Source organism: Sphingobacterium sp. ML3W, from assembly GCF_000747525.1.
GTDB lineage: Bacteria > Bacteroidota > Bacteroidia > Sphingobacteriales > Sphingobacteriaceae > Sphingobacterium.
Window position 1 is genome coordinate 3,733,707 of sequence record NZ_CP009278.1, and the last position, 14,285, is coordinate 3,747,991.

Annotated in this window: 9 protein-coding genes and 1 tRNA gene; 4 read left to right on the forward strand and 6 right to left on the reverse strand. The window is 41.7% G+C overall.

What is annotated here, in order from left to right; genetic code table 11:
• Window positions 1-48: 48 nt before the first annotated feature.
• The 4 genes from KO02_RS16045 to KO02_RS16060 all read right to left on the reverse strand — a co-directional run bounded on the left by KO02_RS16045 (window position 49) and on the right by KO02_RS16060 (window position 6,829).
• On the reverse strand, window positions 49-1,206 hold the full coding sequence (locus KO02_RS16045) for a FecR family protein (protein WP_038699893.1): 1,158 nt from the start codon (window positions 1,204-1,206) through the stop codon (window positions 49-51).
• A gap of 158 nt (window positions 1,207-1,364) precedes the next feature.
• Window positions 1,365-1,937, reverse strand: a complete 573-nt coding sequence (locus KO02_RS16050) for an RNA polymerase sigma-70 factor (RefSeq protein WP_038699895.1) — start codon at window positions 1,935-1,937, stop codon at window positions 1,365-1,367.
• 256 nt (window positions 1,938-2,193) lie between these two features.
• Complete coding sequence (locus KO02_RS16055) at window positions 2,194-3,681, reverse strand: RagB/SusD family nutrient uptake outer membrane protein (RefSeq protein ID WP_038702832.1); 1,488 nt, start codon at window positions 3,679-3,681, stop codon at window positions 2,194-2,196.
• A 37-nt stretch (window positions 3,682-3,718) separates the two neighbouring features.
• Window positions 3,719-6,829: a SusC/RagA family TonB-linked outer membrane protein gene (locus tag KO02_RS16060; RefSeq protein WP_038699897.1), complete on the reverse strand. Its 3,111-nt coding sequence runs from the start codon at window positions 6,827-6,829 to the stop codon at window positions 3,719-3,721.
• A gap of 430 nt (window positions 6,830-7,259) precedes the next feature.
• Here KO02_RS16060 and KO02_RS16065 point away from each other — a divergent pair.
• Window positions 7,260-7,332 (forward strand) — tRNA-Ala (locus KO02_RS16065).
• A gap of 291 nt (window positions 7,333-7,623) precedes the next feature.
• On the opposite strand, the gene KO02_RS16075 is transcribed toward KO02_RS16065, so the two are convergent.
• Both KO02_RS16075 and KO02_RS16080 read right to left on the reverse strand, forming a co-directional pair.
• Window positions 7,624-8,004, reverse strand: a complete 381-nt coding sequence (locus tag KO02_RS16075) for a hypothetical protein (protein ID WP_038699902.1) — start codon at window positions 8,002-8,004, stop codon at window positions 7,624-7,626.
• A 222-nt stretch (window positions 8,005-8,226) separates the two neighbouring features.
• Window positions 8,227-9,021, reverse strand: a complete 795-nt coding sequence (locus tag KO02_RS16080) for an HAEPLYID family protein (RefSeq protein WP_038699904.1) — start codon at window positions 9,019-9,021, stop codon at window positions 8,227-8,229.
• Window positions 9,022-9,362: 341 nt separating this feature from the next.
• On the opposite strand from KO02_RS16080, the gene KO02_RS16085 reads away from it, so the two are divergent.
• The 3 genes from KO02_RS16085 to KO02_RS16095 are packed head-to-tail and all read left to right on the forward strand — an operon-like array spanning window position 9,363 to window position 14,276.
• On the forward strand, window positions 9,363-9,917 hold the full coding sequence (locus KO02_RS16085; protein ID WP_038699907.1) for an RNA polymerase sigma-70 factor: 555 nt from the start codon (window positions 9,363-9,365) through the stop codon (window positions 9,915-9,917).
• Between the two features lie 56 nt (window positions 9,918-9,973).
• Window positions 9,974-10,930: a FecR family protein gene (locus KO02_RS16090; protein ID WP_038699909.1), complete on the forward strand. Its 957-nt coding sequence runs from the start codon at window positions 9,974-9,976 to the stop codon at window positions 10,928-10,930.
• A gap of 1 nt (window position 10,931) precedes the next feature.
• Complete coding sequence (locus KO02_RS16095) at window positions 10,932-14,276, forward strand: SusC/RagA family TonB-linked outer membrane protein (protein WP_038699911.1); 3,345 nt, start codon at window positions 10,932-10,934, stop codon at window positions 14,274-14,276.
• Window positions 14,277-14,285 lie beyond the last annotated feature (9 nt).

A 14,285-nucleotide genomic window follows, 5' to 3' on the forward strand; every position in this document is an offset into this window, starting at 1 on the left:
ACAGTATTTTTATACGAACACATCAGGTTGTTCGTTCTTCTTTTCTTGCTATGGCTTCATCACGATCAGACGGTCGCCTTCTCGTTTAAATCGGACCAATCCAGTTTGCTCGAGTTTTTCGAGCAAAGTGGACAGCTGATCAAAGCGGGATACCGAGCCCGTGAGTCGAACATCTTGCACGGGGTCTTCATACACGATCCGCACCTTATACCAGCGTGCTATCTGCTGCATGATTGACCGCATGGGTTCATTGTCGAACGTGAACTTACCGTCTTTCCAAAGCTCCAGATTGGTCTCGCTCAGTGTTTTGACACGGATACCCAAGCCATTGAGCTGTGCTTGCTGCCCTGGACGTAACAGTACCTGCTCTTTGGACAGACGATCGGTGACCTTGACTTTGCCCTCCAATAAGGTGGTCTTGATTAACGGATCTTCGGGATAGGCATTGACATTGAATCGTGTACCCAACACTTCCAGCTGCTGCCGCCCAGTAGCGACTACAAAGGGTTGCTCCGTATTGGGGCTGACTTCAAAGTAGGCTTCGCCATAGGTGAGCTGTACTTCTCTGCGCCCTGATTTGGGAAAGGCTGTGGGATAACGAAAGGAGGAAGCGGCATTGAGCCAAACTCGGGTGCCATCAGGCAACAACACTTGATACTGACCGCCTTGTGGAGTTTCTATACTATTGTAAACCACAGCACTTGTTGGCTGCGAATCATCACCTCCAGCGATACGGTACACCAACTGCCCGTCGGCGGTCTTGGATACAGCTACCCCTCCCTGATTAGCGAGCTTTCCATTTTCAGCATCTGATAGCGCGATACGACTACCATCGCCGAGTATCAAGGTCGCTTCGTCCGAGCCTGGCGGTATATCTACTGTACTGCCTGTGGTCATTACTGTTTCTTGGTCTTGTTTGCTGTACAGGTAGATACCTACGCCGATGGTCATCACGGCAAAAACTGCTGCCACCGTACGTAACCACATGCCGCTCCTCCTTCTTTTACTTATCTCTTTTTCTATGATATTAAAAATCCGATTGCGTAGGTGCTGATCTGAATGTGCATAATCTACGGCAATAAAAATGGGTTGATCCAACCCTTCGCTATACCAACTATTGAATTCGGCTACCTCCTCTGGAGTGATGCGATCTTCCAACCATTTGTGGGCCAGCAATTCCATACGTTTATTTTTCATATTGTTCATCAGCACAGCTTTATGATCTCTTTAACTATAGGTTCCTTTGCTAATGCTTATCCCTAATATTTTTTTCAAAAACTTGCGCGACACCTGGAATACGGATGGCGGGGAATGATGCTTAACTATTCTAGATGATCTTTGAAGGGGATACAAGGCACACAAAATTAAAGGGTGATAAAAAAATCTTTTAATCCGGTCTTGATGGTTTTAAGGGCCCTGGTGATGTACCACTCGATGGTCTTTTCGGAGAGGTCGAGCGAAGCGGCGATCTCTTTATGGCTGCGCCCTTCGATGCGGCTCATCTCGTAGACGAGCCGGCACCGCTCTGGCAACCCCTCAACCAGTAGCTGTAGCCGCTGGTTGACTTCCTGAAACGCCAGCCATTGCTGGGTAGAATCGTCCGATAACTCGGAGAGTACAGATTCAGCAACAATATCGCTGATATGCTGATACTTGAAGCTCGCATTAAGGTATTTAAGCACTCGATATTTGACCGCAACCGAGAGGTACGAACTTAGGGAGGTATGGATTTCCAACTCTTCCCTACGATTCCAGATACTGATAAATATCTGCTGAACGATATCCTCGGCTTCCTCCAAATTGTATACCTTATTGGCAGCTGCGGTAAACAGCTTCTTCCAATAGCGATCGTACAATTCGGTGAAAGCAGGGTTGCTGCCCGCCTTTAACATCAGGATGAGCTCCTCATCCGAAAGTTTGCCTATCTCACCGCTCATAATGGATTAATAACTGACTCATTGCCAGAACAATGAATACATAAATATACTTATAATCTATCATAAATTCAATCCAGGTATTTTATCCTATACTATAGCTAACTATAAGTAGGTTCCTTTATAAGCGGCTATCCCTAGTCGATCTGGGATATATTTTTTTACTGCGATTGTGCTGGAATTTTTTCTAGTAAGAACCTATAAAAAACAAGAGGCCCCTTACGCTGGTAAGGGGCCTCTTGATGATGACTATAAATAGCTATAGATTAGGATTTTTGTCTAGCTCTTCAAATGGTATGGCGAATAGATAATAGGGGCTATTGGCCACAAAATCGGTTCCATTCGGGAATTTCACCGTACGGTGTCCTTGTCCATTGACCGTTTTGGTGCTACCGTCTTCCTTGGTGATCTGCACCTGGATCGGTTTGCCTGTATCATCGATGAACAATTTTCGCGCGACTTTTCCTTGTGTACGGATGATATCCGATAGGGAGAAGCCTTCGCCCCAAAGTTCTTTACGACGCTCGATCAAAATCTCGGCAATCAGATCTTTTCCTTCGGTACTGTTGAAAAGCTTGGCGCTACGCGCAGTACGTAAGGTATTCAAGGCTGCAATGGCTTTACCTTCTTCGCCTGAACGTGCATAACCTTCGGCTTCGATCAAGTACATCTCTGCGGCACGCATGTATACGATATCGCCGATCAGGTTGGCCGTTAATTTGAATTTTTTATACCTTAAAAATCCTTCGCGTCCTTCTAATGGATCCCATTCGAATAAACGGTAACGGATATCATTGGTATCAAATAAAGCTTTGAAATAAGGATCTGCCATATAGCTGTAGTAATACGATCCTGGAGAGGATACATCCAAATAGTGGAACGTATAACTGGCAGTATTCTGCTCGTTGGTCTGCTGATGTCCCCAGATCCATTCTGAATTGTCCAGGCTATTGAACCCTTCTTCGTATTTTGCTGGTGCCATCAGGTCAAAGCCTTGTCGTGCCTTTTCTGCTGCTGCTGCTGCTAATTTCCACTCGCCTGTCTGTAGGTAGGTACGTGCCAAAAGCCCCTGAACAACGTTTTCGTTGATCTTATATTTTTTCGGACGGCTGTAGTTGGCCAATAGCGTTTCGCTATCCTTTAGATCGCTTAGGATCAAGGTATACAATTGCTCTAAGGTAGCGCGAGGCTGTCCCTCGGTCTCGATGGTGGTAGGCTCGGTATAGATCGGAACCGTCAACGCTGTTTTATCTTTTTGATAACTGAATTGGTAGAAAGAAGCCAGATTCAGGTACGCAAATGCACGTAATACTTTGGCTTGGCCCTTCAGCCTATCTTTATCTTGAACGCTGCCTTCTGCACCATCCACTTTAGCGATGACATTATTGGCATTGTTGATCACTTTATACAATAAGGTCCAGAACGATCTGTTGCGATAGGTCGTATTGTCGTAAAGCTCTGTAAAAGTGTAAGCATCGCGGTAACCATATTTGGTGGTTACGGCAACATCGCTCCCCATCGCATCACTGGTGCGTAAGATAGCCGTATAGCCTGGATTGGCATAGGTGAAATAGGTATCGTTGAGGTAACCCCAGGTTCCGTTTACCACGGTCTCTACACCGGTCGTAGTCTTGTAGATCTCCGACTCGGCCACAGCAGTTGTTGGGTTGGTATCGAGCAAATCTTTTTTACAAGAGGTGCTCAATAAGGTAACTGCTAAAAGTATATAGGTAAATTTTAATTTCATATTCATCTCTTTTTATTCTTTATTGATTGCCAATAGACTAAAAAATAACTTGTACTCCGCCAGAAATGGTGCGCATAGCTGGGTAACGGAAATAAGTAGCTCCATTGATCGTTTGCTCTGGATCCATACCTTGGTGTCCGTAAAGCGTGAACAGATTTTCTGCTGTAGCAAAGACGCGCAATTTACTGATACCTGCTCTTTTGGTCACTTCGGTAGGGATACTATAGCCTAAGCTTACGTTTTTCAAACGGGCATAGGTAGCATCGTACAAAAAGCGGGTAGAAGCTGAAGTCCAGCTCAAATTGTCGGTCGTTAATTTTGGAACATCGGTTACCGTGTTTTCTGGTGTCCAATGGTTCAACATTTCGGCACTCCATGCTCTTCCGGGATTATTACCGGTATGCATCAATTGCACGTAATCGTTGTCCAATATTTTTCCGCCTAAACTGAAACTGACCATGGCTGCTAGATCGAAGTTCTTGTAAGTGAAACTATTTTGTACCGAACCAATGATATCGGGTAAAGAACTGCCGACAACAAAATTGCCTGCTTTACCGTACTCGGAAGTTTTTTGATCGGTCTTATTACCTTGTTCATCCGCTAAATACCATTGTGGCAATCCGTTTTCAGGATTGACGCCTGCCCATTCGCGCATATAAAAATCATCGATACTACCGCCTACGCGCAAAATACGTGTACCGGTGACAATGGATTTATTGTTGTCTGGAAGTGCTGTCACCTTGTTTTTATAATGCGAAAGATTGACATCTAGGTTCCATCTGAAGTTTTCGGTCAACACCGGAATCGTATGGATATCGATATCAACGCCTCGGTTTTGAACCGATCCAATATTAGCATCGTACCCTGTGAAACCTGTAGAAAGTGGCATAGGCATGGTAAATAATAAATCTTTACTCTGTCTATTGAAATATTCTACTGTCATGGATACGCGATTTTGAAAAGCAGCAACATCTAAACCAACATTAAAATTCAGGTTGGTTTCCCATTTCAGATCTGGTGTTGGCAAACGACTGGTTACGGTACCGCCTTCGCCTAAACTATTGGCAATGGTATAAAGACCTTGATAAGCATAATAGGTACCTAGATTGTCATTACCCTGACCACCGTAACTGGCACGTAAAGTCAACTGATTGAGTTTAGAAACATCTTTCAAGAAGTTTTCTTGTGCGATTTTCCATGAACCACCTACTGACCAGAATGTTCCCCAACGGGTTTCTGGTGCAAAACGTGATGATCCATCGGTACGTAAGGATGTGGAGAAATAGTAACGATTGTCGTAGTTATATTCGGCACGACCTAGAAAACTCAACAGTCGGTAATCGACGCTGGATCCTGTGAAATTATTCAATTGTGATGCTGCAACAGGCTCGTAAAATCCAGGTAATACAAATCCTTGTCTGCTACCATTCATATTGGCACTGTTGAAAGCATAATACTCCTGCCCAGCCAAAATATTAACATGATGCAGATCAAATTGCTTGTCAAAAGTCAAGATATTGTTCCAGGTCTGCCCTACTGTTCTCACATTGGACTTATAGACATATCCTTTGGACTCGACAGCGTCTCCTATGGTTGGATTTTGATAGTCGTGGGTATTGCTGTTGAGGTAATCTAAACTATAGGTAGAGCGAAATTTGAAGTTGTCTGAAATAACAGCTTCTAAGTAAGCTCTTGTTGAGAGGTTCTCTCTTTGGATATCGTTTTTATCTAAAGGTAGTGAAGCGGCAAGATTGCTCTTTGGTGTCGCACCACTTGGGCGATAACGTCCGAAATCGTAGACTTTATTGCCTTGTGCATCCAACACAAATGAACCGTCATCCGCGCGCTCATAATAAGGATAGAATGAAGGCACCAAGCGGGTAAAGTTGATGATATTCGCTGTATTGCTATCTTCGGATTGTGGGTATTTTTGTTGGGTACTGCTACCTGCGATGTTGACGCCTGCATTTAACCAAGATTTCATCTTGCCATCGATATTTGCACGTACATTGTAACGTTTGAAACCTGATTCAATAGCGATACCTTGATCGTTGAGGTATCCTCCTGATATATAATACGTATTGTTGGTGCCGCCGCCACTGAAACTCAGGTCGCCTTGTGTGCGGACGCCCGTACGTTGTAGAACATCTGACCATGGATCGTTCCATAACGTTTTGGCTCCGGGTACCAATTTACCATCCAATCCAACCGGTTGCGGAAATGCCGAACCGTAAGGGTTCTTGTTCAGATCTGTAATGACGCTATTGGTGGCATTGGTCGCTGCTTGCGCTGCTGTAAGTCCGTTTGTTAGATTCTTATTGCGTAAGGCTTCCCAATACATTTGGAAATAATCATCGGTAGATACTTGGTCGTAATCGCGGACCGCTCTGCCTGAATAGCCTTGTGTAAAATTGAGGTTGATAGCCGTATTTTCGGAAGAACGTCCGCTTTTTGTAGTGATGATGATCACCCCATTTGCTCCTCTTGATCCGTAAAGTGCACTTGAAGCGGCATCTTTCAATACGGAGATGGATTGGATATCATTGGGGTTGATGGAGTTGATATCTCCTGCAAATGGATTGCCATCGACTACAAATAAAGGGGCGCTCGATGCATTGATCGAACCGATACCTCTGATCCTGATCGCCGCATCGGTACCAGGTTGACCTGATGATGCGACAGATTGTAATCCGGGGATCTGACCTTCCAGTGCCTTGGAAATACTGGACACTTGTCTATTTTCAATTGCTTTTGAACTGATGGTGCTCACGGATCCCGTGATATTGGAACGCTTCGATGTACCGTAAGCAACGACCACAACCTCATCGAGGTTTTGACTGGTTATTTGTAAGGCTATCGATAGGTTTGCTCCATCTGCTTTCACACGTTGGGTTTCGTAACCGATATAAGAGAATTCGATAAGGGCATCAGTGGAAGTTGGGCTCTGAAGCGTGAATTCACCGTTTTGATTGGTGGTCGTGCCGCTACTTTGTCCGGATACTTGAACACTTACTGCTGCGAGTGGTTTGCCGGTTACCGCATCCGTAACCCTACCTTGAACATTACGCTGCTGCGCATGAAGGTGGCTCATGCTAGAAACGGTGAGGACCGTCGCTAATAATGGAAAATATTTGTTCGTTAACTGCATTTAATACTGTTTTAAATTTTAAATACTGTACTTATTGAGCATATAGCACAAATTAGGTGATGTTATTTGATAAAAACCCTTATAATCTACCAAACCAGTAGTCTTTATTTTGATGCAAAAGTAATATTTATTATATAGAATTGGTAGTCTTTTGAATTAAAAAGTTTAAAATGATTTCAAACCATTGATTATCAATCCATTTAATTTAGTTTACTCACAAACAAAATCGTAGGTGATACCAACGCAACAACGGACTTTCCATTTTGGCGGGCTGTAAGCTGATTTGGGCATAAAATAAGCAAGTAGAGCACCTTAAGAAATCCATGTTTACAAAGGATGGGCCTTGTTTTTAAGTTTTTTTAAAATTAAATACGCAGTTTTTTTGAATATCATTAAAAAATACTATCTTGCCCCTGTCTTAGGATGTTTTGGGGTATTAGCTCATTTGGTAGAGCGCTTCGCTGGCAGTGAAGAGGTGATCGGTTCGATTCCGATATGCTCCACAAAAAAGGCTCATACATAAATTATGTATGAGCCTTTTTTTATGGTATAATTTATTTAACAGTTATCTAGGACCCAGTTATAAAACTCTTTCACGTTTATCCCCATCGTTTTGAGATTAGTTTTTATATGGAATGCTGGAATGTCCTTATCCTTACTTCTATGAATAATTGACCTTAGACAGTTTGGACACTTCCACTTATCATGAGAAGCCTCTGTCGAATGATATCTACATTGCTTACTTTCTAAGAACTTTTCCCAACATTTAACCTTTACGGGCCTATTATCCCCCATTAGCAGGCTATTTTAACGGATTCTTCCCGAATTTCTGTTCCCTCAGGTAATTCAAATTCACTTAAAATGCCCTCTTTATCGATATATGCCTTTTTACTTAAATCTTTTTCAAAAAACAAGTCTCGTATCCAACCTAATTTTTTAAGTTCCATAATAACTAGGCCTTTGTTTTTATTATTAGCAATACTAAAACAAAAATCTTTAAGTACAACATTTTGCAACATATCGGTAGCTTCTTCAACACTGCTCCCATAAGCAGATAAGTTTAAAGAAGGAATATAAATAATATCATATTCTCCATCTTTAAAAGTAACGGCTCTAACATTACCGGTAATTTTATGGCTACCAAGCTTTAAATATTCTTTATCTTTAGTTTCCATTTTGGCTTACTATAATAATGATTTTGTTTGTAAAGACAATTATAATAAAATAAATAGAATAATACAAATAAAATCAGAAACAAAACACTCATCAATAAGCACTTATAAGACGGAACTGTGTTTACTGATGTTACTCTTGTAAGCAATTAAATAGCTTGACTTGATGGAATACACTATCAATACGTTAACAAAACTTCGTTTTTAAAGGGAACGCACGCGCACCTAAAAATTCGGTTCCCAGATCAACCGGGTTAAAAAGTCCATTTGAAATTCTTCCGATTTGATAGGCAAGCCGCAAACAAGGCCTACAGCGAAATTATGCGCTAATGACAACTTCACCTGTGGGCGCATGATGTACTCCCAACTTCCTTCAGCATACCGTATATCGTTCTCTATACCCAGATAATTGCTCGAATTGGGCACCATATAATGCACACTGGCATTGAGTGCAAAATTGGTATTCATATCCCGTTCTTTGAAGTTGTATTCAAACTCTGGTCCGGTATAGATCAAGGTACTGATCTGATTAAAACGTTTTGCAGCAATAAAGAATGGTGAGGAGATAAATCCTCCAAAAAGTGGTGTATTTCTAACGTCTGGAGCAGATTTTCCAAATTCCATTTCATGGAGATAACCGATGGCTAATGAGGTCTGATGCTTTTCATCTACCAAAAAAGTATACTGGGTTCCCAATTTGATACCTTCTACACGATTGGTATGGTGTTGGAAGTTGTCCTTTGCAAAAAGAACCGGAATTTCGATCTCTAATCCCAAACGGTTGGCAGCAGCCCATTCATATTCAATGAAGGAAGTATGTTCACTTCTATTTTTATAACGGCCACGCCCATAACCGACATTAAATTCGGCTTCTCCTTTTCGAGCACCCAGATCACGCATCAAATCCAAATAAAGGGGTTCTGCATGCTTTACCTTAGCGGGTAGATTCGGTTCGCTTTCTTGTGCATAAGCATAAGTACAAAGGGTGAAGGAAAAAAGAATGGTATATAATAATTTCATGATCTTTAATATTTGATACAAAACTATAGGCACATTTAGGAAAGAATTAGGAACAATCATGCCAATACTCCATACGATTAGTGGCGTTCAAGAAATAGACAACGAACACAGCTAGCAATCAAGGCCAAAACGCAGCAATAGGCATTTTCAAAGTAAAAATAAATCACATTAATTTAATATAGCTTTAACCCTAACGTCATCTCTGACTTAAGTAACTCGTATAAGGTCGATTAAAATGTACTTTAAATAATTCTAAAGATCCATGATCATTTTTTCTTTTCTAAAATTGTCATTAAACTTGCAACTGTTAATCACACCCAAAAGAGTAAGAGGATACAGGAATGTCAACCGTTAATAATGAGCGCCTAGATTTTAAACAGTTCTATTTATCTTATAAAGACAAAGTTTATAAATATGCCTTTTTACATTTTAAAGATGAGGAAATGGCGGCTGACCTTGTACAAGAAGTATTTTCTAAAATATGGAATAAATGGGACTGTCTGGATGCGGAACAAAATGTACGGGCTTACCTTTACACGGTATCGCGCAACCTTGTATTTGACGAACTCCGTAAAATAAAAGTGCGCCTGGACTATAGTCTAGCGGACAAAGATGGGGCTAAAGATATCGACAACTCTAACGAAGAATCTATCGCCTATAAAGATCTGGAGAAAATATACAAGGAAGCCATCAGTAAGTTGCCTAAAGCGCGATTGGAAGTTTTCCTACTCAGTAAAGAGGCTTTCCTAAATAATCAAGAGATAGCGGATCAGCTAGGAATATCCATCAATACGGTCCGTGATCAACTGGTAAAAGCCAACAAATCAGTCAGGCAACATATCCTTGCACATATCAAAGTCTCCATAGCCTTATTTATTTTTTTAAAAATATTTTAAGTCACCATCGTCTTATCCCCTTGCTCATCCGTATATATAGATAACGAGACGAAAAGATGAGCCAAGAAGAATTAGCATTACTATATAAAAGATTTTTATCCACCGAAATTTCTGAAAGAGAACGTGAACTGATATTGACGATCCTGCAAGACTGTGAGGAGAACGATCTGCCCACACTGGAGGAGGTTATAATGACCCATAAAGATACCGTAACCTTGGGTGCAGATCGATCGGCCGAAATTTTCATGGAGATCACGGGTGAGCATCTATCGCCATCTATAAGACCATTCTGGAAAAGAAAAGCGGTTATGGGAGCTGCGGCAGCACTGATGATCACGGGTCTTTCTTTTTTATTCCACCTTAAAAATAAAGAGATTGCCCAGGTCCAAACAGCTACTGCTATCGCCTATGTAAACGAAACCAAATTTGTAAAGCAGATCAAACTGAACGATGGCAGTACCGTTTCCTTGAGACAAGGGGCCAAACTATGGGTACTATCCGATTTTGCTACCGATACCGTAAGACGGGTTCAATTGCTGGGTGAAGCTTTCTTTGAGGTCAGCAAGCAACCTGAAAAAGCTTTTGTTGTCGTAAAATCTGGTGGTTTTGATGTCAGGGTACTGGGTACAGCCTTCAACCTGATCAATACGCCACACAAGAATCTATTGGTGCTAAACCATGGAAAAGTATTGGTTAACCATGGCAAACAACATGCTATTGTGCTTCCTGGCCAAAGGGCGGCATTTGATAAAGGGAAGCAGACTTTCCATGTGGTGAAAACAGATACCGTGCAAAGCAACAATTGGGTAAACAACCTATTATCCTTTGAACGCGAACCCCTGCAGCAGATTTTTAAAGACCTAAATAACCTACATCCTGAACAGCGCCTACGTCTGAATGAAAAGTTCGAACAAGAGATTTTTACGGGATACCTACCTGCAAATGACCTCGATAAATCTCTTGATATCTTAAATAAAGCCTTTAATACCACAATTATCTATAAACATCAGTAATATGAAACTAACCAATTACTATTTTAAAATTATTGGAGGAGGAATCCTCCTTCAAGCACTTGCCCTACAGGTAATGGCAAACGAATCGCTGCAGGAGGAAGGCATCGGATCGGTCATTACCAAAATGGAAAAGAAACTCAACGTCAAGTTTGGCTACGATGCTTCGATTTCCAATCAGCAGGTACGTGAAAATTCGGACTTAAAGCAAGTCAACAAAAGCAATATCGCTAGTTTTATCCAGTCAATTTCTAACGGGGAGTTATCGGCTAACAAAATTGACGATAAGCTATATGTGATCACCAAAACCGCTACAGCTAAACAGCACATACCAGCGGTTGCCCTTCAGCAAGCACAATCTGAAATAAAAGGAAAAATCTTAGATCAAGAAACAGGATTGCCATTAGCAGGTGTAACCATCCGTATCATAGGATCTACTGCTGCGACAAGTACCGATAACACCGGTACATTTGTATTAAAAAATGTAGCTGCTAATGAAACTGCGCAGATTTCCTATATCGGTTACGGTACCGTAGAAGTTCCGGTTTCGCAAATCGCGCTAGTAAGATTACAAAAAAGTGCTTCCGAATTACAAGAAGTTGTGGTTACAGCACTCGGTATAAAAAGGGATAAAAAATCATTGGGTTATGCGACTCAGAACATCGGTGGCGAAGAGTTATCTAAAGTAAAAGGTGTGGACATTGGGACTACCCTAACCGGTCGTATTTCGGGTGTTCGCGTGTTAAACAGTACAGAATTCAATTCGTCGCCTTCCATCGAAGTGCGCGGTTTGAATCCAATCTTAGTGATCGATGGGGTACTGTACCAAAACATGACCTTACGCGATATCCCAACAGATAACATCGCAGATATGAATATCCTTAAAGGTGCTGCCGCTGCGGCATTGTATGGCGAAAGAGGCTCTGGTGGTGCGATCATGGTGACTACAAAAAAAGGTCTAAAAGAACAAGGCGCTGAAATAAATGTCAACACCAATAATATGTTCTTCTCGGGGTTCTTGAAATTACCTGAGGTACAAACATCGTATTCATCAGGTGAAGGTGGTGTATTCAACAATAATGACTACGTATGGGGTGATAAAATGGATATCGGTAAAATCTACTCGCAATGGAATCCGAAAACCAAACAAATGGAGGACCAACCGCTTACTTCGCGTGGGAAAAATAATTTCAGCAATTTCTTGGTCCCTTCATTCGTATCCAACAACTCCCTGAGTTTTACCAATCAAGGTGAGCATGGTAGCATCCGTACTTCGATCAACCACATTTACAATAAAGGACAATACCCGAATCAACAACTGAACCTAACAAATATTTCGGTTACGGGGACGACCAAATTGAGCAATAAGGTGGATCTGGAAACGAATTTGGGCTATAACCGCAATTCTTCATCGAGTAATTTTGGGTCGGGCTATAACAACCAAGGGTATATCTACAATATCTTGGTATGGACGGGAGCCGAATATGACTTACGTGACTATCAGGATTACTGGTTGGTGAAGGATCAATCGCAAAACTGGATGTATAAAGGTTGGTACGATAATCCATACTTAACAGCCTACGAAAAAATAAACCCGGAGTTGATCAACAAAATCAATGCTGCTGTGACCTTGAATTATAAAGTGACAGACTGGGGAAAGGTGATCGTACGCTCGGGATATGACTATTATGGCACGGAAAGAACGCAACAGAATCCAATGGGGATCTACGGTACGCGTGGCGGATTTAAAGATTATGGTGGTTTCCACAACAAAGGAAAGTATCAAAATGCCCAATATAATGGATTCAGTTCCAATTCAGACATCCTCTTTACAGCGAATAAAACATGGGGCGATTTTGGATTTGATGGCATGGTCGGTGGATCTGTTTTCTATAAATTAGATAAAAACAGCAATTCGACTACCGTAAATGGCTTGTCCATACCGGGTTACTACTCGCTACGCAACTCTATTGACCCGGTCAGCACGGTGCAATCGCAATCGGAGCTCATGACCAACTCCATCTACAGTCGTCTGGCACTGTCTTGGAGAAATGCTATTTTTGTGGAAGCAACAGGCCGTAATGATTGGTCGTCGACTTTGCCTGAAGAAAACAGATCATACTTCTATCCTTCTGTTTCTGCAAGTGCTACATTGACAGACCTGTTCGACTTCAAACTTTCGTGGTTAAATCAATTTAAAGTCAGAGGGGCTTGGGTTATTTCTAAAAAAACACCTAATCCTTATGAAATAAGACAAGCATTCTCGATCAGCAACAACGTTTGGGATGGTTATCCGACCGCTTCCTACCCGAATAAGATCAAGGACTTTTCGATCGCACCGACACAAAATACCTCTTATGAGTTTGGATTTGACTTTGCGGTCTTGAATAATCGGGTCTATGGTAATTATACCCGCTACTACCGTTTGCAAAATAGTCGCGTTATCGATGCCCCGATCTCCAATATGACAGGTTTTACATATCGACTGATCAATACCAAAGAAGAGATCATGACCAAGGGTCATGAGATCACCATAGGCGGTACACCAATCAGAAGAAGTGATTTTAAATGGGATATCATCGGTAACCTATCGCAAAACATGAATTACTACCATAAGCTGGATCCTGAATATTCAAAGGATGCGCTTTATGTAAAAGAAGGGCTGCGCTACGACGTTATCGCAACATCAGATTGGGAAAGATCGCCAACGGGAGAAATCGTTCATAATGCTTCTGGCATGCCTATTTCTGCTAAATACGCAGACCAAGTCATTGGCTATTCCGCTCCTAAATGGTTCTGGGGTTTGACCAATCAATTCCGTTATAAAGATTTCAACCTTTCGCTAAGTATTGATGGTCGTATCAAAGGGATGTCTTACTCGGCCACAAATGCGAGACTATGGCAAACTGGAGCGCACCCAGATTCGGACAATGCCTACCGTTATGAAGAGGTGGTAAATGGTAACAAAACGTTTATTGCTCCTGGTGTAAAGGTGGTGTCGGGCTCTGTTAATTACGATAAATATGGAAATGCGACTGATGATACACGGGTATTCGCGCCGAATGATAATGTGGTGTCTTACGAAGGATATTGGAAGTCGGCCTACTCAGGGCGTCAGAATTATTGGGACGAAACTTTCATCAAATTGCGTGAACTGTCATTGAACTACAACGTACCGAACGCTTTTGCTTCAAAAATGAAAGCGAAGAAAGCAAGTATCGGAATTACCGGACAAAACTTATTCCTGTGGTCTAAAGAATACAAATTCTCAGATCCTGATGTCGGTTCGGAAGATTTGAGTTCGCCTTCTTTGCGATACATTGGTTTCAATATTAATCTGACTTTTTAATGCTTAACA

Coding starts and splice junctions, on each gene's coding strand:
- KO02_RS16080 (WP_038699904.1), bottom strand. CDS start 9,021: ATGAAATTATTATATACCATTCTTTTTTCCTTCACCCTTTGTACTTAT.
- KO02_RS16095 (WP_038699911.1), top strand. CDS start 10,932: ATGAAACTAACCAATTACTATTTTAAAATTATTGGAGGAGGAATCCTC.
- KO02_RS16060 (WP_038699897.1), bottom strand. CDS start 6,829: ATGCAGTTAACGAACAAATATTTTCCATTATTAGCGACGGTCCTCACC.
- KO02_RS16055 (WP_038702832.1), bottom strand. CDS start 3,681: ATGAAATTAAAATTTACCTATATACTTTTAGCAGTTACCTTATTGAGC.
- KO02_RS16050 (WP_038699895.1), bottom strand. CDS start 1,937: ATGAGCGGTGAGATAGGCAAACTTTCGGATGAGGAGCTCATCCTGATG.
- KO02_RS16045 (WP_038699893.1), bottom strand. CDS start 1,206: ATGAACAATATGAAAAATAAACGTATGGAATTGCTGGCCCACAAATGG.
- KO02_RS16075 (WP_038699902.1), bottom strand. CDS start 8,004: ATGGAAACTAAAGATAAAGAATATTTAAAGCTTGGTAGCCATAAAATT.
- KO02_RS16085 (WP_038699907.1), top strand. CDS start 9,363: ATGTCAACCGTTAATAATGAGCGCCTAGATTTTAAACAGTTCTATTTA.
- KO02_RS16090 (WP_038699909.1), top strand. CDS start 9,974: ATGAGCCAAGAAGAATTAGCATTACTATATAAAAGATTTTTATCCACC.